The 21583-nt window shown below is 45.9% G+C and carries 16 protein-coding genes; 13 read left to right on the forward strand and 3 right to left on the reverse strand.

The window, feature by feature from the left end:
• Window positions 1–21 precede the first annotated feature (21 nt).
• On the reverse strand, window positions 22–1038 hold the full coding sequence (locus RCO25_RS07075) for a phosphotransferase (protein WP_308995437.1): 1017 nt from the start codon (window positions 1036–1038) through the stop codon (window positions 22–24).
• On the reverse strand, window positions 1035–2159 hold the full coding sequence (gene rsgA, locus RCO25_RS07080) for a ribosome small subunit-dependent GTPase A (RefSeq protein ID WP_308995438.1): 1125 nt from the start codon (window positions 2157–2159) through the stop codon (window positions 1035–1037). Before rsgA ends, RCO25_RS07075 begins: the two co-directional genes overlap by 4 nt.
• Window positions 2160–2628: 469 nt before the next feature.
• Here rsgA and RCO25_RS07085 point away from each other — a divergent pair, with 469 nt between their 5' ends.
• Window positions 2629–2769, forward strand: a complete 141-nt coding sequence (locus RCO25_RS07085) for a hypothetical protein (RefSeq protein WP_308995439.1) — start codon at window positions 2629–2631, stop codon at window positions 2767–2769.
• 2 nt (window positions 2770–2771) lie between these two features.
• Here the strand turns inward: RCO25_RS07085 and RCO25_RS07090 are convergent, their stop codons facing one another.
• Entirely contained in the window at window positions 2772–2921 is a 150-nt protein-coding gene (locus RCO25_RS07090) for a hypothetical protein (protein ID WP_308995440.1), read from the reverse strand.
• A gap of 193 nt (window positions 2922–3114) precedes the next feature.
• On the opposite strand from RCO25_RS07090, the gene RCO25_RS07095 reads away from it, so the two are divergent.
• The 12 genes from RCO25_RS07095 (at window position 3115) to RCO25_RS07150 (ending at window position 21511) form a co-directional block, all read left to right on the forward strand.
• Window positions 3115–4029, forward strand: coding sequence for an alpha/beta fold hydrolase (locus RCO25_RS07095; protein WP_308995441.1), 915 nt, complete (start codon window positions 3115–3117; stop codon window positions 4027–4029).
• A gap of 160 nt (window positions 4030–4189) precedes the next feature.
• Entirely contained in the window at window positions 4190–4528 is a 339-nt protein-coding gene (locus RCO25_RS07100) for a hypothetical protein (protein ID WP_308995442.1), read from the forward strand.
• 76 nt (window positions 4529–4604) lie between these two features.
• Entirely contained in the window at window positions 4605–5198 is a 594-nt protein-coding gene (locus RCO25_RS07105; protein WP_308995443.1) for a class I SAM-dependent methyltransferase, read from the forward strand.
• Window positions 5199–5734: 536 nt separating this feature from the next.
• The gene (locus tag RCO25_RS07110) at window positions 5735–8197 is read left to right on the forward strand and encodes a glycoside hydrolase family 2 TIM barrel-domain containing protein (protein ID WP_308995444.1); all 2463 of its coding nucleotides are present in this window, start codon (window positions 5735–5737) and stop codon (window positions 8195–8197) included.
• 23 nt (window positions 8198–8220) lie between these two features.
• Window positions 8221–10245 (forward strand): Tat pathway signal sequence domain protein, encoded by a 2025-nt coding sequence (locus RCO25_RS07115; protein WP_308995445.1) that lies wholly within the window; start codon window positions 8221–8223, stop codon window positions 10243–10245.
• A 204-nt stretch (window positions 10246–10449) separates the two neighbouring features.
• Window positions 10450–12195 carry a sensor histidine kinase gene (locus tag RCO25_RS07120; protein WP_308995446.1) on the forward strand — a complete coding sequence of 582 codons (1746 nt, stop codon included), beginning with the start codon at window positions 10450–10452 and terminating at the stop codon, window positions 12193–12195.
• Window positions 12176–13786, forward strand: coding sequence for a response regulator transcription factor (locus RCO25_RS07125; protein WP_308995447.1), 1611 nt, complete (start codon window positions 12176–12178; stop codon window positions 13784–13786). Before RCO25_RS07120 ends, RCO25_RS07125 begins: the two co-directional genes overlap by 20 nt.
• A 226-nt stretch (window positions 13787–14012) precedes the next feature.
• Window positions 14013–15533, forward strand: coding sequence for an ABC transporter substrate-binding protein (locus RCO25_RS07130; protein WP_308995448.1), 1521 nt, complete (start codon window positions 14013–14015; stop codon window positions 15531–15533).
• 91 nt (window positions 15534–15624) lie between these two features.
• The gene (locus tag RCO25_RS07135) at window positions 15625–16548 is read left to right on the forward strand and encodes an ABC transporter permease (RefSeq protein ID WP_374992075.1); all 924 of its coding nucleotides are present in this window, start codon (window positions 15625–15627) and stop codon (window positions 16546–16548) included.
• Between the two features lie 11 nt (window positions 16549–16559).
• The gene (locus tag RCO25_RS07140) at window positions 16560–17447 is read left to right on the forward strand and encodes a carbohydrate ABC transporter permease (protein WP_308995450.1); all 888 of its coding nucleotides are present in this window, start codon (window positions 16560–16562) and stop codon (window positions 17445–17447) included.
• A gap of 15 nt (window positions 17448–17462) precedes the next feature.
• A complete protein-coding gene (locus RCO25_RS07145; protein ID WP_308995451.1) occupies window positions 17463–19778 on the forward strand; it encodes an alpha-L-rhamnosidase-related protein in 2316 nt (771 codons plus the stop codon).
• Window positions 19779–19969: 191 nt separating this feature from the next.
• Window positions 19970–21511: an ABC transporter substrate-binding protein gene (locus RCO25_RS07150; RefSeq protein WP_308995452.1), complete on the forward strand. Its 1542-nt coding sequence runs from the start codon at window positions 19970–19972 to the stop codon at window positions 21509–21511.
• Window positions 21512–21583: the final 72 nt, after the last annotated feature.

The raw sequence follows: 21583 nt of genomic DNA on the forward strand, positions 1-21583 counted from the left end.
TCGGAGTTCTTTTTTTTAGAGTCAACCTTGCGCAGGGCTGGTCTTCATTTGATAGATTTTTTGGAGCGTATGGACACGCTTCGTCTTCTCGTCATCGTCTTCTGTGTGGAGATACCACTCCACAAGCCTGTACCCGAATACGAGAAGGATCAGCTCGTAGACGCAATGATCGGCGATAGGGGATACATCCGCATACTCCGAAAAGCCTTTGTAATACGCGGGGACACATCGCTGGTAGTATTCGACCATGTGATCGATATCCGCTTCATCCGTAATCAGGCTTGCGAGATCCTCGCCCAGGTAGCCCCATCCGGATGTATCCCAGTCGATGAGCGCGATTTTCCCGTCGGCATAGATCAGGTTGGTCACCCAGAAGTCCCGGTGGCATAGCACGAGGGGCAATTTTTCGATACGGGCGAGTATCTCGTCTGCATGCTCATCGATGTCGATGAGCATTTGCCGCACGTGCTGCGGGAATCCGCAGTCCTCCGAGCGTATATAATCGTAGACGACCGGCCATGACCGGTAATGCAGATACGTATTCTTCATGAGATCCGCATGGCTCAGGTTGGTCAAGCTCTGCAGCACAGCGGGCTGCAGAGCATACAGCTTGCCTTGATAGCGTCCTAACTCCAACGCAGCCTGTTCATACATGTCACCGGTCAAGTCTATACCGGTTACGCCATCGATATATTCCAGCCACAGCTGGAATTCATTTTCTTCGGTATTGATCTCGGCGTGATAACATGTCGGCCAGCGGAAGGCATCCGAGAACGTCGATCCCAAGTCAGACGCATAGAGATCATATTCCCGGCGCCATGAACCCGGATCGCCGTAACGCTCCCATTTCTTCTGGATTTTCAGCACGATACGGTACGGCAATTTTTCGCCATCCGCGGTTTCGGCGATCCCCGTTACCAGGGACACATTTCCCACAGTTCCGCCCTGTAACGGCATGGTTTGGCAGTCGGCTGAGATGATATCCTTCTTGAACCGTCGGCTTAAGGCATAGATCAGCGTTTCGAATTTAATATTCATTTGTTCCATCCTCCGTTTTTCTTCGTTTGCTTGCTCCACATGGCGATCGTTTTGTTTCGAGCCCTCTTGTCGATGAGGTAGCTCGTTTTATCCTGGACATACTTGTTCTCATACTGCTGGGCAACATAATGCTCCCACCGTTCACGCGGCAACGAACCGTCGGCAAGCGCGGCGAGAACGGCACAACCCGGCTCGGCCTGATGGCGGCAATCCGTAAATCGGCATTGCGGGAACCATTCCTCCACATCGGTAAAGCTTGCGCGTATGCCTTCGTCGGCATCAAAAAGCCCAAGCTCACGCATACCCGGCGTATCGATGACCATCGCACCGGAGGGGAGCATGAACAGCTGACGGTGCGTTGTCGTATGCCGCCCCCGGCTGTCGACCTCCCGGATCGCCTGAACCTTCATTACGTCCTGTTCTATCAACACATTGAGCAGAGACGATTTACCGACGCCGGACATGCCGAGAAAGACGACTGTTTTACCAGGCATCAAGTAGGGATCGAGTTCGTTCAGCCCGAGGCCTGTATGACTGCAGATCGCGTGAACCGGCACATCGGGGATGCTTTGTGTGACTTCTGCGAGCGGGAGATTATAATCTTCAACGAGATCAGCCTTGGTCAGAATGACGACCGGCTGGCCGCCGCTCTGCCTGGCTTGTGTCAGGTACCGCATGATGCGGATAACGTTGAAATCCCAATTCAGAGAAGAAAGGATAAACACATAGTCAAAGTTGGTTGCGACGACCTGTTCCAGCACGGTTTTGGCATAGCCTGCGGCATGCCCTGAGTAATCCGCGCGTGAGAACTTGGATCGGCGGGGCAGTACCGTAACGATGAGAGAATCTCCGCTCTCGTTGTAGTGCAGCAAGACAAAATCACCGACGCACGGAAAGTCTACGCGAGTTTCTGCGCTGTGATAGAATGCTCCTTTGAGCACCGCCGTTACTTCGCCGCGCTCGGTCATGACCGTGAAGCGCTCGCGTCGAAGCTCCGTCACCCTGCCGGGCAATAATCCGTCGGGAATTGCTTCTATTTCTGTGTAGCCATAGGTTTTCAAATCCATCATGGTTTTTTTGTTAGCTCCTTTAATGTTGTTTTTTGGACGCAAAAATGCCACGGACAAGCAGCCTCTAAAGAAGCTGCTGTCGCGCGGCATCAGGACGCAAAAAAAGATACGACCTTCATCGTATCCTGCAAACAGCAATATTCACGAAAGGTTACTTTGGATGGCATACCAAATAATACGGGCGTTTTCCCGCTTTCTTCGCGTATGCCTGCTATTCAGTTTTAAGACCAAACCACCATATAAGTAGTTGCCATTAAAACACATCTCCCTTCGTGTCAGGAACTTGCTTATCGCTAAGCTGTCTATAAAATAACCTATTTTGGAAAAAAAATCAATGCCGGACAGCGCAGATTGTGGCGGCCTGCTCCATCGAGTCTGCCGTTAAATCCCAAAGAATTATTGACTCAGCATCAGCACGTACTTTCTTTCGCACTACACTACGATTAAAGAATGGGTTATCGGAGCATCGAGAGAACTGTAAATAAGCTAATCTATGCGATAAATTGTAGGATAATTCACGGTGAACCGTATCACAAGTAACGGCAAGTTTTTTCGGAAAATCTCGCAGCGGGCTTGGAAAGGGGCATTGCCGGGCATGGGTTTGGGATGGGCCACGCTAGGTGGCAAAGTCGGCGCAAACGGGCTTCTGCGAGCTTTTTGAGGTCACAAAACGATGCGGTATCTGGAGGGGGACTTTTGCTTGCGGAAAGCAAAAGCCCCCTCTTGGCGAACAGAAGCCCACGCACCGCGTCCGCATCGTCCTGCGAACCACGGATGCCCAAGATGGAACGGTTGTGACTTGATGATCCTCATTCTTACATCCCTCCTGAAAATGAAAATGACCCCCCGAAAAGGGGTCTTAACGCTTAATCACAGATATGATATATATCTGATTCTCAATTTGATGCGAGAATTGAATTATTGTAGAAAAAAGGAAACCCCCGAAACATGCAGAATTTTATATGCATTGTAGAAATTAATACATTCTACAAGAAAGGAGATATTTATGGAGGGCGTTTTAATAGAGGTTCGAGGAAAACGATTGTATGTGGAAATTCACGGTAATGAAAATGCTCCATCGCTTTTATACCTGCACGGTGGACCAGGAGAAAGTTGTTATGAATTTATGTTACATCAGACACAGCGGCTTTCAGACAAACTTCGATTAATTAGTATTGACCAACGTGGGGTATGGCGTTCTGATATAATTGAGGAAGATGAACCATTGAATCTTCAGGATTTGGTGGAGGATTGTGAGCAACTTCGTAAAAATCTAGGTATTCAAAGATGGTCTGTACTTGGGCATTCATTTGGAGGTTTCTTAGGAGTGCTCTATGCTAGCTATTATCCGAACTCAATTGAATGCCTGATTTTGGAGGGACCATCTTTTGATTTTATTAAATCCTTTAGGAATTGGTTACGAAAAGCTGCAAGTCTATACGAGTCAATAGGGAAAGTTGAAAAAGCACGAGAATGTTTGGCGGTAGCAAACGGGAATCAGCCACCGCACGAAACCTTAAATGCTTTTATTGAATTAGGTCAAGGATTAGGCGAACTAAGAATGAAAGTTTATACACCAAATGACGGTAATAACTACACCAAGATGCTTTATTCAGACAGTCAGATGGAGGAGTTTGGAAGACGTAGCAACATACATTTTTCCAAATTAATTGCCGAAGGGCGTATTTTTGATTCATTACTTCCCAAACTTAAAGACCTGTCAGTACCAGCTCTTTTGATTAAAGGCAGACATGACCCCGTTATTTGTGAAGAGCAGACACAAACATTTGTAAGAGACGTTAGGAACGGGTTTATGAAGATTTATGATGAGAGTGGTCATTTGCCTCATTTTGAAGAACCAGATAGATTTGCGATGGATGTTATTCAATTTGTCCTAGAGCAAAACGACAGTTCAATTTGATGATTTTCGAAAAGGTCATCCAGCAAAGGATGGCCTTAAAACTTGCCGTTACAGACAGCGCGGAGAACCGTATCACAAGTAACGGCAAGTTTTTTGGAAAAAAGCTCGCAGCAGGCTTGGAAAGGCGCTTTGCCGGACATGGGTTCAGGAAGGGGCACGCTTGGTGGCGAAATCGGCGCAAACGGGCTTCTGCGAGCTTTTTGGGGTCACAAAATGTATGACCTGGAGGGGGAATGGAATCCGCCATGCTGTCCTCCAGTTGGCGCTCGACCTCGTTCCTCCGGGACAACAGCCGTTACTGATAGTCTTTCAACTCGCCGAGGCGTACGAAGAACAGGTCGTCATCGACGCCGTTTCCTTCAAACAACTTGAGGAAGCGCTCACGCTGACTTTTGATGCTCGCGAGTTCTTTACGGTAACTTTAATTCAATGCATCATGGAGCAGATTGCGATCCGTAGCTGCTCCATTTTCATTGAGCTAAAGGGTAGGTTACTTTGAATAATCTGGAAGGATATTTAGGGAATGTATCGAATTCTAATTTGTAAATTGGACACAAATAGAGGGGCATTTCTCAATGAATATGGACGAAAAGTTATATAACTATTACCTTGAACTTAAAAGTCCTGAAGCTGGCGAATGGAACTCATCCCCACAATGCATACATACAGAATTGATAACAAGGGATTACATAAGAAGAACATTTACAGTTACTGATGGTATTCAGGTTTGTAATATTGGGATTGGAACAGGAGATTGGGATGATTACCTCGGATATTGGCTAATGGGCAAAGGGAACATAACAAGTATTGATATTAACAACGAAATTTGCGAAATATTCGCTTATAGACAACAACGGGAAGGTCATCCTCATCCTTCTAAAGTGCTGTGTAAAAGTATATTCGATTCTGACTTACCTAAAGAGAAATTTGATATTGTAACCTTATTAGGCTCTGCAATCAACGAGACTGGTGACTTCAAGAGGTGTTTAGATTCGTGTTTTAGCTTATTAAATACCGGTGGATACCTTATGTTTATGGCTAACTTAAAATACTCTTCGTTAGATATGTTAGAAGAATACTTGAAACATACGAATTATCAATTAGAACAAAAGAATTTGTACGAAGCTTTTCATGAGTACCCTTTCTTCATTTGTAAAATCAAAAAATGATTAAGCTCCCTCGGTACGATAGTTGAATGATAACAGCGGCAGTCTAAAACTTATTTTTCAAAAGCTGAAGATTTTTCAATTTTAAATTCGCGTTAAATCAAAGACTCCAGTCTAATACTTTATTTTCACCGAACAGGATTTTTATTTGTCCAGTGACATTAAAGTTAGAACTATTAAGTCCCGAGGAATATTTCTCGGGACTTTTTCTGTACTTAGTATGATGAATGGAAGTAGGGTTCGATTGCTCTTGGTCATCATCGTTTTACGCTTCGTGCAGATTAAGGTCCAGTACGTAACCAGTGGTTGAGTCTATTGAATTTACTGTCCTCGCAGAATGAAATAAGCTAATTACAAAGAGGTTGTCCAAAAGTCATCGATGATGACGGAGGGCAGCCTCTTTTTATTCTTAAGGAGTGGTCTGTTTTAAAAAAAGTCGAAAAAACACTAGTCAAGTTGTCGTTATATCGTTAGTCACCTTTCCTGCATTGCAATATGATGAGGGAAGTGAGTGAAGTTTAATTGAAAGGAGTAATAACATGTTGAGGAAATCTTTTAATGAAAAATGGAGCTTTTCAAAAGGAACGATAAGTTTTTCACTTTCGAGATCGGCTCCGGAAATGGAAATTACCTTGCCTCATGATGCGATGGTTCTTGAAGAAAGAGACCAAGACTGTGGCAACCAGCACAATACGGGTTATTTTCCGGGTGGAAATTATACTTATAAGAAAAAATGGTACGCTCCAAAGGAATGCGAGAACAAAAACATCGTCCTCGAGTTCGAAGGCGTTTATATGAATGCAATGGTATACATCAATGGAGATTTTGCAGGGAAATGTCCTTACGGTTACAGTAACTTCTACGTGAAGGCCAACCGCTTCTTGAAATGGGGCGCGGACAATGAAATCAAGGTTCTTGTGAAAAATGGCGCAGAACCCAATTCAAGATGGTACACGGGCAGCGGAATTTACCGCAATGTAAATATGATGATTGGTGAACTGCTTCACATTAAGGAGGATGGGGTCAGGATTACAACGCCGGACATCGCAGAAGATCAGGCCGTTGTAGAAACTAGTACCGTCGTTCGATACGATGGGATCGCAACGCAGAAAGCATATGTTTTGACAGAGATAAAGGATGCGGATGGCAGCATCGTTGCATCGGACAAGACGCCTTTAACTATTTTTTCTGGAGAGTCAGTGACAGTTAGACAAAGGCTGTATGTTCAAGAGCCCAAGTTATGGTCGGTAGATGAGCCGAATCTATATTACTGCTATTCGAAGATCCTTGTAGATGACAAAGTAGTTGACGAAGATAGGAACCATTTCGGCATTAGAAAGCTGCAGCTGGATACACAGCACGGTCTAAGAATCAATGGCGAAGTCGTTAAACTAAGAGGGGCCTGTATTCACCATGATAATGGCGTAATAGGTGCATGTACGTTGGAGAGAGCAGAAGAGCGGCGCGTTGAAATATTGAAAGAAGCCGGATTCAATGCCATTAGAAGCGCTCACCAGCCTATATCCAAGGCGATGCTTGATGCTTGCGACCGGCTCGGCATGCTGGTGATGGATGAAACCTTCGATATGTGGAATTCGTGCCAAACGGAATATGACTATGGCCTGTATTTCCAGGAATGGTGGGAGAGAGATGTACAAGCGATGATCGACAAAGATTACAATCATCCAAGCGTCATCATGTATTCGATTGGCAATGAAATTCGGGAAGTTGCAACCGGGGATGGAGCCAGCATGAACCGGCAAATAGCCGAGAAGCTCCGTTCCTTGGATGGAACAAGGTTTATCACCAGTTCCGTTAATGGATGGTTGTGTATTATGGATCGACTGGGTGAAATCATGGCCAGCTTCGCCGGGGAAAATAAAGAAGCAGCGGCTAGTGCAGAGCAGCCCGATTCTAACGAGATTAATACGGTGATGACGACTTTAATGGGAAAGATGAACCAAATCGTTAAGCATGAAAGTGTAGGTGCAGTGACGGAAGAAGCGTTTGCAGCAGTCGATTTTGCTGGTTATAACTATATGAATGGCAGATATGAGATGGATAAGGAGCTGTACCCGAACCGGATTATTTGCGGTACGGAGACGATGCCTAATGATATTGATATCAACTGGAGGATGACCAAGGCGAATAGTCACATCATCGGCGATTTCGTCTGGACAGGCTGGGATTATCTTGGCGAAGCGGGTATAGGTAAGATCGATTACACGTTAGATGAAAGCAAAGCAATTTATGGCCCGTATCCATGGTATGTCGCGTACTGCGGGGATATTGACATTATCGGGAATCGCAGACCGGCCTCCTATTATCGTGAAATCGTATGGGGCCTCAGAAATGAGCCTTACATTGCCGTTCAAAGACCGCAGCATTACAATCAGAAATTTATGAAGTCGGCTTGGTCCTGGAGCGATTCGATCTCCAGCTGGACATGGCCGGGTTCGGAAGATAACGCTGTGAAGGTTGAAGTTTATTCGGATGCCGAAGAGGTGGAGCTGCTGTTAAACGGCGATTCTATCGGAAAAGCAGCTGTGGGAGAGGCGAACCGTTTTAAAGCTATTTTCGATACGGTGTATATGCCTGGTGAACTTACAGCTGTTGCTTATGTCGATGGAGAAGAAACAGGCCGTATGGTGCTGAAGACGGCTGGTACAGGGCTCGAGCTGAAGCTGGAAAATGATCGCGATGAGCTGCGAGCATCAGGGGCGGATTTGGCTCATATTATGATTTCCTTTACAGACGAAAACGGAGTCCTGCAGACTGCAGAAGACAGAAAAGTTTCCATTACGGTAGAAGGTCCGGGAACGCTGCAAGGGTTTGGCAGCGCGAATCCGAAGAGCCAGGAGAATTTCTATGATACGGAAAGAACAACGTTTGACGGCAAGGTGCTCGCGGTTGTCCGCTCCATAATGGAAGCGGGTACGATTACGGTAACCGCGTCGGCAGAAGGATGCGCTCCAAAGAGCATAATGATTCAGGTTTTGTAAACAGACGAGGAGGGGGATTATTTATGGAACTTCACGCTTCGCAACCAGTTGCCCCGCTCTATGACGGAACACAAGACCCTCAGTTCCAGCGGCCCTATGTGGACATCGATGAATGGCGGGATTTGCCGGTGCGCCATCGGTACATCCATGGTGGATTCGAGGGGACGGGCACCAGGTTTTCATTCTATTACCCGCCTGAGGAGGGCTATGAGAGACGTTTCTTTCATTTCGTCTCGCCTGTTCAAGGCAGTGAAAACGCAAACCAAGGCAACGATGGCGCAATTGGCTTTTCCGTTTCCAGCGGCGCTTATTTTGTAGAATCCAACATGGGCGGAATGTCATCTGACATTACTCTTGTTTATCGCGCCAGCGCAGCCGTGGCGCAGTATTCGCGGGTCAAAGCAGCCGAGCTGTATGGCCCCCATCGCCCTTACGGCTATATTTATGGCGGAAGCGGCGGCGGATACAAGACCATAAGCTGCATAGAAAGCAAAACAGGCGTTTGGGATGGCGCGGTGCCATTTGTAATCGGAACGCCAATGGCAATGCCTTATAACTTTACGGTACGCGTCCATGCCATGCGTATCCTCAAGGATAAGTTTCCTTCCATTATTGACGCACTGGAGCCCGGAGGAAGCGGGGATATGTATGCAGGATTGAATGAAGAAGAAAGACAGGCTCTTGAAGAAGTGACCCGGATGGGTTTTCCGCCTAAGACCTGGTTCGCCTATAACGAGATTGGTGAGGGTGCACTGTCGGTTCTTTCTCCCGCTGTGTTCCAGAGTGACCCCTCCTATTTCGAGGATTTCTGGACGGTACCTGGTTACCTTGGCGCTGACCCTAGCAGCTCGGCTTCTAGGGTACGCCTTCATTACAAGACCGTCATAACAGAGGTCATTCGGCACGAAAAGCAAGGAGACTCAGATTCTGATCGATCGATGATGATGGGCGTTGACGAGGCCTGGAAATCGCTTCAGGGTGCTTCCGGATCCATGTCCGCTCCGACATTCCGGCTGGAGAGCGCGCCTAGCGGGGATCTATATATAGACGGAGCCTACATCGTCTTTACCAGCGGCGAGGCCGCTGGTCAGAAGGTGCCAATCGGTCAGATCAACGGTGATGTCGTTACGATTGGATCGGCTTTCGGATTTCACGAGTCGGTGCAATATTTGGATAAAATCAAGCCGGGAGACGAGATCATGCTCGATAACTCGGATTATATCGCCCTTCAAACCTATCACCGTCATCAAGTACCGACTCCAGATTTTTACGTCTGGGACCAGTACCTTGATAAAGACGGTCAGCCGCTGTATCCGCAGCGTCCCTTCCTGCTTGGGCCGGCCATCGCTTTCGGCGGAGCCGGCTCGGTTCAAAGCGGCCGCTTCGAAGGAAAGATGATCGTCGTGGAAACACTGATGGACGAAAGCGCGTTTCCTTGGCAAGCCGATTGGTATCGAACCAAAGTCAAAGAAGCGCTGGGCGAGAAGCTGGATGATCGTTTCAGGCTTTGGTATATTGACCACGCCATACATGCTGACTCTTACGATACGCTGGATGATCTGCATATCGTTAGCTATCTCGGCGCGCTGCATCAGGCGCTTCGCGATCTGAGCGCCTGGGTGGAAAGAGGCGTCGCTCCTCCCGCAAGCACCGACTACGAGATCGCCAGCGGTCAGGTCAGCGTCCCTCCGGAAGCAGCCCAGCGCAAAGGGATTCAACCGGTCGTTACCCTAAAAGCTAACGGGGGTCTGCGTGCCGATGTTTCAGTAGGTGAGGTAGTCTCCTTCTCGGCAAATATCGAGTTACCGCCGAATACGGGTAAGATCGTGTCTGCCGAATGGGATTTTGAAGGGGAAGGCACCTATCCGATCGAAGGAACTTTCAGCCGCGTTAATGAAGACGGCTCACAGGTTGTTATCGAGGCGTCGTATGCGTTCTCCAAACCGGGCACATACTTCCCGGTATTGCGGGCTGCGTCGAGCAGAGAAGGAAATGACAAGTACACTCAAGTACTGAATCTCTGCCGTGTACGGGTCGTGGTAACCTAAAGCAATATACTAGCGCTCTAAAAGGTGCATGGGTAAGCAGCGGCAGATTAGGATGGACTTTATCATCCTAGTCCGCCGCTGCTTTTTAAGCATTCATAGCCACTAATTATACCTAATCGAGCATTGCAAACTTAAATATGTATAATAAGGGGACAGGATTTTTTTGCTGCAAGGCCCTGAAAAACGACGAAAGCAGATGAAATCATGCGATTCCTCCCACACAAAAACGTAACCAAAACGTTGACTTTCAAGCTTACGATTGGCTCGCAGCTCATTATCATTCCGCTGATCTTCTTCCTCATCTTCGATAATTGGTATTCCATAAATGTGCTGCACAAGAAAGTATCCGAGTCCAAGAAGGATACTATTGCACTATACATGAACGAGATCGACTCTGAATTGAAAAGTGCGGATGATTACCTAGTCAAAACGTTAAGTTACGATATGAGCATTTCTAATCTGGAGAATAACGATTCCGGCACGAGAGAGATCGCGAAAGTTAATTTAAAAGAAGATATTGTAAGGGCCATCGGTACCTATAAACTGGTTGACGGGATTTTTGTCTATTCAAGCACGACGAAGGACTACTTATATTCCTTTAGTTCACGCACCAGCTACGATGAAAGAATTGCAGTTGCGGAGTATACGTCGGATAAGATGGATAATGGCGGAAGCCTTAGCGGGTTGAAGTGGTTTTCATCACCGGTTGATTCCTCCAATTACATGTTCAGAATCTTAAATATAGGCAGTGTGTTTGTAGGTGCTTGGATAAACCTGGATACTTTTATTCAATACATTAATGATTTGGATCTTAGTCAGAAGGAATCGTTTATTATGGCTTCTTCGGTAGGAGTGCCGTTAAATAACGCTGATTTCATTCGAAGTTATGAGATCGACCTGTCGGGAGATTTAAGCAGCTATTACTTTACCGGTACGAATAAAAACTACATGGTGATTGGGCAGGATTCAAAGAGGGGAGACTTGCGATTAACGGTCGTAGACAGCGAAAACAACATCCTCGAAGGGCTTGACCAAATTCAGATCGTTATTATTAGCATCGCTTTGCTTTCGATTTTGTGTATACCTCTAACCTTCGTCATACTGATGAAATGGATATTCAAGCCGGTAACGAAAATAAAACACGCCATCAAAATGTTTGAAGGCGGGGATCTAAGCTATAACATTAAAGTAGAAGAGCATCCCTATGAATTTATGCTGCTGATTGATACATTCAATCATTTCACTTCACAGATTCAGCAGCTCAAGATTGACGTCTATGAAGAGCAAATTCATAAGCAGAAAGCGGAGCTCCAGTATCTTCAGATGCAAATCAAGCCGCACTTTTATCTGAATGCCTTCAACACTATCTATAGTATGGCTCAAATGAAGGACTATTCGTTGATTCAGGACATGGTCAGGAGTTTGTCGGATTATTTAAGGTATATGGTTAGGGGGAATTTTACGCTTGTCCCATTCAAGGATGAGCTAAAGCATGTCCAAACATATCTTCAAATCCAGAAGATCCGCTCAGGGGAAAATTTGATTTGCCATGTCGATGCCGACCAGCAGTTGATGAACTTGCAAATGCCGCCGCTTATTTTGCATACGTTTATCGAGAATATCATGAAGCATGCCCTTACGATGTACGAACCGATAACGGTATACATTAATATGGCTTTGATTGAACAGGAGAACGGCAAGTTTGCATGCATCACGATCCAAGATAGCGGGAAAGGATTCTCAGCCGAGGCTCTGGACGATATTAATTCGGATAACGATCACCACAAAGATGACGGAGTGAGTATCGGGATCTGGAATATTAAACAAAGGCTCAAGCTGATGTATGGAAACAAAGCCAGCTTAACCGCAAGCAACAACGCCGGTGCACGAATCATGATAATTTTGCCGACAGAAACGGAGCCGATTCAAAATGAATATTTTAATCGTTGATGATGAAATCCAGACCGTCAGAGCTATTAAACACAGCATCGACTGGGACATGCTCAAGATTAATGAAGTCTATACGGCTCACAATATTACGCAAGCCAAGGAGATCTTGTCCACGAACGCAATAGACATCGCAATTTGCGATATTGAGATGCCGCAGGGCAATGGATTGGAGCTGCTTGCGTGGATCAAAGAGCATTCTCTTGATACGGAAAGTATTTTACTCACTTGTCATGCCGAATTTGAATTTGCCAAAAAAGCGATTGAGCTTGGAAGCTTCGATTATTTGGTCAAGCCGATCCCATTCGAAGACTTGGAGCAGGTTATTTACAAAGTCGTGTCCAAGATTTCCTCAACGAAACGGTTAAAAGAATACAGCGAGTACGGGGAGTACTGGATTAACAACCAATCGATGATAGAAGAAAGCTTCTGGTCCGATCTATTGCAAGGACAGCTCCCAAATAACCCTACGGAAATCGCACAAAACGCAAAAAAAAGAAATGTTGAGTATAAAACGGATGAACGGTATAGATTAGTATTGATCAGCAAAAAAAGACTCGTAACGAAGCTGGACGCATGGAACCATCAATTGCTCGATTACGCTTTGAAAAATATTGCGGGTGAAATCATATTCGGAAATGTGAACTCAAGCTCCCTCTTTATATTGAACGGTCAAATGATAGCCATCCTACCGGAGGTTAAGAATAGGAAGCGGCATGAGGAAGAGATAAAGGAGGTATGCAAGGAAGTCATTGCTGCTTGCAATACCTACTTAGGATGCAGTGTAAGCTGTTATATAGGCGACTTCGTTTACGGCGAGCAGCTTTCCGAAAGCTATAAAAAACTGCTGGAAATCGACAAAAACAATGTCGCCTTAACGAGCAAAATCTTTGATTTAAACGAGTGGGATCGTGATGTCGATACTCCAATCGCCGCTTTGGAGACCCTTATTCAAGAGTGTACGGTCATGCTGCACCAGGGCCAAATAGAAAAATTGCAACAGAAAATCATTGGTTATCTTCATGCTTTGGCAACCGAGGAAAAACTCAATCTGGATGTCCTGCGCATTGTGCAGCATGATGTGCTGCAAATGGTGTATGCTTTCCTGCAGCAAAAAGAAGTTCAAGCCCATCAACTTTTCAAGGACCCGCAATCGCAGGAGCTGTACCGGAATTCTGTTAGCAATATCGATCATATGAGAAACTGGATTCACTATTTTATCGGCAAGGCGGTCGGTTACACGGAAGAGATCGCTAAATCACAGTCGGTTATCGGGAAAGTGAAGGAATATATGCAGGCGAACCTGAAGAACGACATCACGAGAGAAGACATCGCCAATCATGTATACCTTAATCCCGATTATTTGACCCGAATATTCAAGAAATCTTCGGGACTATCGATCATCGAATATTTGACTGATGCCAGAATCAAAAAATCGATTATTTTGTTGAACGATTCGAATTTGCCAATTAGTACGGTGGCTAGTGAAGTCGGTTATGATAATCTCACATACTTCTCCAAGCTATTCAAGAAAGCAGTCGGCAGCAGCCCTTCGGAATTCAGAAAACAGAGCGCAAAGTCGGAAAATGAATAAATATGGTCGGATAATAACAAATCCCAGCTATCTGGGGTTTGTTTTTTTGTATGAACGTCTAGCATGTTCCGGATCGTGGTCGGAAAACGTCCAACAGAGGTCTGAGGATTTAAAGAGTAACAGGCGGAAACGCTTATATAATGATGGTAACCTGTCACAGAGAACCTGATTAATCATCAATTCTAGGGTTGTTTGTACGGTAATTGTTAACAAAGGGGAAATCAAGGTGAAAAAGAAAAGAAAAGTGATAACACTGTTAGCCATGGTTGCCTTGCTTGTTTCCGCCTGCAGCGGTGGAAACGGCGGCAGCAATAAAGGCGAAAATGATTCGAAAGAAACAGAAAAAAACGTCAAGCCTGTCGAAATCGTATACGCTTATCCCGTTTTTGGTAACATACCAGCGGACATGCAGCGCATTGAAGACGAGGTTAACAAAATATCGATCAAAGAAATTAATGTGAAAGCAAAGCTGCTGCCGATCAGCGGCGGAAACTGGGGACAGCAAATCAATCTGATGGTCACCAGCGGAGAGAAACTTGACGTGATGCCAACGTTGGGTAATTTCAACAACATGGTAGCCCAGAAGCAGCTGCTGGATATGACGGATTTAATGGACAGTCTCGGTCAGGGGATCACATCTGCTGTGGGAGACAACTTCTTGAAAGGGACAAAGGTTGATGGAAAAGTCTATGGCGTAACCGTTGGAAATGGCAAAGCAGCCGTCCCAAATATTGCGATGAGAAAAGACATATTGGACAAATACGGCTTAAGTATTGACAGCGTGAATACGATTGACGATATTGCCAAGATTTACGAGGTGATATCCGAAAAGGAACCTCAAATGGCTATGCTTATTCCTAACGGGATAGGAAACGTTACATTGTCGCCGGCATCGCTATTGTTTCAATCGACATACGATAATCTGGGCGATGGCTTAGGGGTGCTTCTTGGCAACGATAACCACAAGGTTGTTAATTTGTTTGAGACGGAAGAATATACATCCATCCTGAAAACGATGAATGACTGGTATCAAAAGGGATATATTTTGAAGGATGCGGCAACATCAAACGAGAGTGCTGTTAATTTGCTCAAAGCAGGTAAAGGTTTCTCGGAATTTACGAACGGCGAAGTTGGCCTGGATGCCCAATTGGCGAGAAACACGGGACATCCGTTTGTCACGAAGAAGCTGCAGGACCCTTTGATTACTTCGGGAATCATTCAAGGTCTGACCTGGGTTATACCGGTTACCTCAAAAAATCCGGAAGCAGCTATGAAATTCCTGAATTTGACCTATACGAATGCCGATGTTGTTAACTTGATTGACTGGGGCATCGAGGGCATGCATTACGAGAAGAAGCAGGATGGAACAATAGGTTACCCAAGCGGTGTGAATGCGAGCAATACAGGCTATGCCTTCGGCCAGGATTGGTTGATGGGTAACCAGCTGATCGCCCATGTATGGGACGGCAATGATCCGAATAACTACAATATTCTCGAAGAAAACAATAAAACGGCGCCGATCTCCATCGCTCTCGGTTTCTCTTATGACAGTTCGAAGGTAAAGACGGAAATCGCGAATGTTAATAATGTTATTGATCAATACAGACCGGGGCTCGATACGGGAAGCTTGGACCCTGACAAGTACTTGCCGGAATTTAACGCGAAGCTGAAAGCGGCAGGGCTGGATAAGATTATCGCGGAAAAACAGAAGCAGCTAGATGCCTGGTTTGCCGCAAACGAGAAGTAAAATCATCTTGTCATCAGGTACAACTATGCAGATATTATAGCTGCTTAGTTGTACCCCATTTCATCCAGACATGCAAAAGGAAGGAAGGAGGATTGCTTTGAACACAACGATTAAGAAAAGAAAAAGTATGCTGCCCATGTATGTGATGATGCTGCCTGGGCTGTTGTATCTGTTGATTAATAACTATATCCCGATGACCGGTCTTTTTATTGCATTTAAGAATATTGATTACGCCCAAGGCATCTTTCATAGCGGTTGGGCAGGGTTAGAAAATTTCAAATATTTATTCAGCACATCGGATGCATGGGTGATCACGCGAAATACGCTTTTGTACAATGCGACATTTATTATACTCGGAACGGTGTTTGGAGTAACAGTCGGCATTATGTTAAGTGAGCTTTCCAGAAAATTTCTGTCCCGTTTTTATCAAACGGTGCTGCTACTGCCGCAATTAATGTCCATCATTATCGTCGCGTATATTGCATACGCCTTTCTAAGTGTCGACACCGGTTTGATCAACAAATCGATATTGCCTTTGTTCGGCATAGAACCTATCTCCTGGTATATGGAATCTTCTTATTGGCCCTTTATCCTAGTCATCATCTACCTTTGGAAGGGCTTGGGGTATTCATGCATTATTTATCTTGCGTCGATTCTCGGTATTGATAAATCTCTCTATGAATCTGCAGAAATCGATGGAGCCGGAAAATGGAGACAGATTATCTCTATTACGTTGCCCATGCTTAAACCTACCATTATTACTTTGGTGTTGATGTCGATAGGAACGATCTTCTATGCGGATTTCGGTTTGTTCTATCAGATCCCGATGAATTCCGGAGCGCTCTACAATACGACCAATGTTATCGATACTTATGTTTACCGTGGATTACTTCAGATGAACGACATCGGAATGGCCTCGGCCGCAGGCGCGTACCAGTCCGTGGTCGGATTCATACTGATTCTCCTGGCCAATTTTATTGTCAGGAAAGTAGACAAAGACAATGCGCTTTTCTAAGAGGTGAAGAGATGAAGAAGTTAACCAATAAGCAACCGATATTTCAAATCAGTATTAACATCATATTGTCCATCTTGGCACTGGCAAGTATTTTGCCGTTTTTGCTGCTCGTGATTTCCTCCTTTACGGAAGAGACGACTCTAACCCTTAACGGCTACTCATTTTTTCCCGAGAAATTCAGTCTGAACGCCTACGAGTACTTGTTTCAACAAAGCAACATGTTAGTGAGGGCCTACGGGATTACACTTCTGGTAACCGCTGTCGGCACAAGCTTGGGGCTGCTGTTGACATCCTTGCTTGCCTATCCGCTCTCAAGAAGAGACTTTTCGAAAAGAAATATGTTTTCCTTCATCGTGTTTTTCACCATGCTTTTCAACGGGGGGCTGGTGCCTTCCTATCTGATGTGGACTGGATTTTTTCATATTAAAAATTCGATTTTCGCCTTGATTTTGCCCAATTTATTAATGAACGCCTTTTACGTGCTGCTTATGAAAAATTATTTTTCAAACAACATCCCGCCGGAATTGATCGAAGCCGCGGAGATAGATGGAGCGGGGGAATATAAAGTATTTTTTCAACTCATTCTTCCGCTTTCCTTGCCGATCCTGGCAACGGTAGGTCTCATGGTCGGGATTAACTACTGGAACGATTGGACAAATGGATTATACTACTTGACTGATCAGAATCTGTTTAGTCTGCAGAACGTACTAAACCGCATTCTGAGCAATATCCAGTTTCTCAGCTCAAGCAACGTAGGCCAGAAGGTAACCACCGAGCTGCCAAGCACCAGCATTCGAATGGCGATCGCTGTTGTGGGAATATTGCCAATTCTGGTGCTGTATCCGTTCTTCCAGAGGTACTTTGTAAAGGGAATTACCATTGGCGCCGTAAAAGGATAGAAAGGGTGGATATACATGGATCTGTCTATCGTTAACAGGAAAAGCAAATGGATCTGGACCGCGGGTTCTTATGATCGAGACAGCGCATCATTTCTATACTTTCGGAAAGAAATTCATTTGGATCAGAATGTGAAATCCGCGGTTCTTCGCGTAAGCGCAGACTCCAGATATCGCCTTTATGTCAATGGCGTTTCCATTGCGCAGGGGCCTTGCAAGGGAGACGATCAAGTCTGGTTTTATGACGAGGTGGATATCGGAACAGCGCTTCGGCCAGGTGTGAATGTATTCGCAGCGGTCGTCCTCCGTTACCCCCAGCAGCATGACCGGGGAAACCATTCTATCTGGAGAACGGATATGCCAGGCTTGTATCTGGACGGAGCAATCACGTTGGAGGAAGGGAACGAACTTTCCTTTGAAGCGGATGAGACTTGGAAATGCTTCTATGAGGATCGCATTCAACTAGGGCAAGCGAATCCTTATTTCGACCCGCTGTATATTACGGAAACCGCGAAAGGGAATATTCGCTCGCAGGGCTGGAAGCAAGCAGGCTTTGACGATCGTGATTGGACGGAGACGAAGGCCTATCCGATCAACCAAGTAAGAAAAGCCATTAGTCCAGGCGGGTTGACCCCTAGACCAATTCCTTTCCTTTATGAGAAGCCGAGCAGTTTTGAAAGCGTGGTGTGTGCAAGAACGCCAGATACGAATACCGACGAGTGGGCGAAGCTGATCGAAGCGCAGAGTGTCGTAACGATTCCGCCGTACACAAAGGCGATTGTCGAAATCAGCACGGGCAGCGAGGTAACGGGCTTTCTGGAAACGGCTTTTGCCGGAGGAGCTGGAGCAAACGTGTCTATTCTTAGCACGGAATCCTACGTGTATCCGGCCAAAGATAGGAAAGGGCATCTTCCAACTCCCGCGAAGGGAGACCGGACCGACTATATCCATGGACATCTGGAAGGCATGCCGGATACCTACCGGGTCGGCGGCTTCGGCACGATGGAGCAACCGGAGGAGTACGAACCATTCTGGTTTCGGACTTTTCGATTTGTCCAGTTCACCGTGGAAACCGAAGCGGAGCCTTTGTCCTTCATAAGGCTAAGCTATCGGGAAACGGGGTATCCGCTTGAGGTTCAGACCAAGGTGGAAACTTCGGATGAATCCTTACAAGCCATTTGGGAGATCAGCGAGCGAACCTTGCGCCTCTGCATGCATGAGACCTATGAGGACTGCCCGTATTACGAGCAGCTGCAATATGCGATGGATTCGAGATCCCAAATCCTGTTTACGTATAATATCGCCGCCGATGATCGGTTGGCAAGAAAGTGTATCGATGATTTCTTCCGTTCCCAGCGTTACGACGGTCTGACTAACAGCTGTTATCCGTCTACTGGACCTAACGTCATTCCCGGCTTCGCCATCTATTATATTCTCATGATCCATGACCATATGATGTACTTTGGCGACAAGAAGCTGGTTGAGAAGTATATGCCCTCCGTCGAAAGAGTCCTTCAGTTCTTCGACCAGCGTTTGGGAGAAACGGGATTGACGGCAAGGACATCCGAGGGAGGGATGGGGAACCCCTATTGGTCCTTTGTCGATTGGGTAGCGACATGGAATACCGGCGTACCGAATGCCATCTATAAAGGGCCTGTAACCTTCGATTCTCTTCTGTACCGGATGGGGCTTCAGGCTGCGGCGGAATTGGCCAGATACGTGAATCGATTCGATTTGTCAGTACGCTTCCTGAAGAAAGCGGAAGTCATTAAGCGGGCAGTACTCGAATGCTGCGCGGGCAGAGACGGCTTGATTCAGGATGGTCCCGGCTTGGAAGAGTACAGCCAGCATGCCCAAGTGTTTGCGGTATTGACCGATGTGGTGACGGGAGCGAATGCGAAGGGATTGATGGAAAAAGCATTGACGGATGAAACTTTAGCGAAGTGCTCCGTTGCGATGGCTTACTACCTCTTCCGCGCAGTGGAGAAAGTCGGCCTTTATCACAAAACCGATGAGTTATGGACATTATGGAGAGGGATGCTGGCCAAAAAATTGACGACATGCGTTGAAGATGACGTGATGGAACGAAGTGATTGTCATGCTTGGGGCTCTTTGATTCTGTATGAATTGCCAGCCATCGTTCTTGGAGTGCAGCCGGCAGAACCAGGTTATGCGAGTGTCAAGGTAAGTCCTACTCCAGGCTATTTATCTTGGGCGAGAGGCGAAGTCGTGACGCCGAAGGGGCTGGTCAAAGTGAGTTGGGAAAAGGCAGAAGATAACGACAACATCAATCTCGCTGTTGAGGTACCGGAAGGGATAAAGTATGTGGTTTGATTGAGATTGACAAAGAGGCTGTCCAAAAGTCATTGAAGATGACGAAGGGCGGCCTTTATTTTTATTTTCTATCTAACATGCAATATAATGTCGAGATATCGCTATTCACGATGTCGTGATTTTGTTAGTTGGCAACGAACACTGTAGCTATAATGAAGTTGTAAGCACACACAATCCTATGGGGGGATCATATGAAAAGGAAGATGAAGGTTGTCTCGTTATTGCTAGCCGTTTCGCTTATCACAACAATGGTTACCGCATGCTCAAGCAACAACAAAAACAACAGTAATCCATCTAATGAAGCGAATGCAGGACAAGCAACTGAGAATACTGGAAAGGCTGCATTGGAGCCTTACGAAATTACGATGGCATTGCCGATATTCGGAGCAGAACCGAAGGACATGGCTGAGGTAGAAGCGGCAATCAATAAAATTACGCAATCGAAAATTAATGCTACCGTTGATATATTACCAATCAGCATCGGTGCGTATTCACAACAGATGAACTTGATGTTTTCGGGCGGCGAAAAGCTGGATCTAGGCTTTACATTCGGTTCTGGCGGGATGTACAACGCGGCTGCGGCATCCGGGAAATTGTTGCAAATCGATGATCTACTAAAGGAATATGGACAAGGCATCACTGAGGCTGTTGGTGAACAATATGTAAACGTTCCTAAGGTGAATGGGAAACTCTACGGTGTTCCAATCGTCGACGCCTACGCGAAGGGTACGGATTACTATCTGCGCAAAGACCTAGTCGATAAGCATCAGATTGACGTTGCATCGATCGAAACCTTAGATGATGTAGAGAATGTTCTGAAGACGATTAAGGAGAAAGAGCCGAACATCATTCCGCTTGGCGTATCACCGGGCCTCGGACCTGTTACTTCTTTTGCAGATTACGATGGGTTGGGAGACAGACTTGGCGTCCTTCCGGGTTATGACAATGCTCTGAAAATCACTAACTTATTTGAGACTGAGGAATATGCCGATAAACTGTGTCGGGTACACAAATGGTTCAAAGCCGGTTATATCAATAAAGATGCGGCAACGACAACAGTGCTTCCAAATGCACAAATCAAAGCTGGCCGTACATTTAGCGCAATCTATCCGAGTTCTCCAGGGCAGAAAGAGGGAATCGAGCTCGAAGTGGGCTATGAGCTTGTAAGAGCTGAATTATATCCTCCACATGCAGCGACTGGCAGTGTAATGAGCGGATTGTGGACCATTGCCCAACATTCGGAAAATCCAGAGCGAGCAATGATGTTCCTAAATTTAATGTATTCCGATAAGGATATCGCCAATCTACTCGTATGGGGTATCGAAGGTAAACATCATATTAAGATATCGGACACAACAGCCGATTATCCGGAAGGTCTGGACATCAATACGGTAGGTTACAACATGAAAAGCTTTGTTTGGATTATGGGAAATCAAAGACTCTCTTACCTATCGAAGACGGACAACCCGAAATTGCGTGAGATTGAACTAGGATATGAGGCACAGAGTATCCCTTCCAAGGCAATGGGCTTCTTATTTGACGAAGGACCTGTCAAGAATGAGGGAGTTGCTCTGAAAAATGTCATTGAACAATATGCTCAAAGTTTGGAGACTGGTACGGTCGATCCAGAGAAGAGGCTGAAGGAATTCAACGACAAGCTCAAAGCAGCAGGCATTGAGAAGTACATGGCAGAGAAGCAGAAGCAGCTTGATACTTGGGCTTCGACCAAGTAAAAGAGTAGTGTAGTGAATGCTAAGGCAGGATCTAAATGGTCCTGCCTTTTTTCTAGACACCGTGGCAAAATC

It is taken from the genome of Paenibacillus sp. LHD-38 (genome assembly GCF_031157315.1).
Lineage (GTDB): Bacteria > Bacillota > Bacilli > Paenibacillales > Paenibacillaceae > Pristimantibacillus.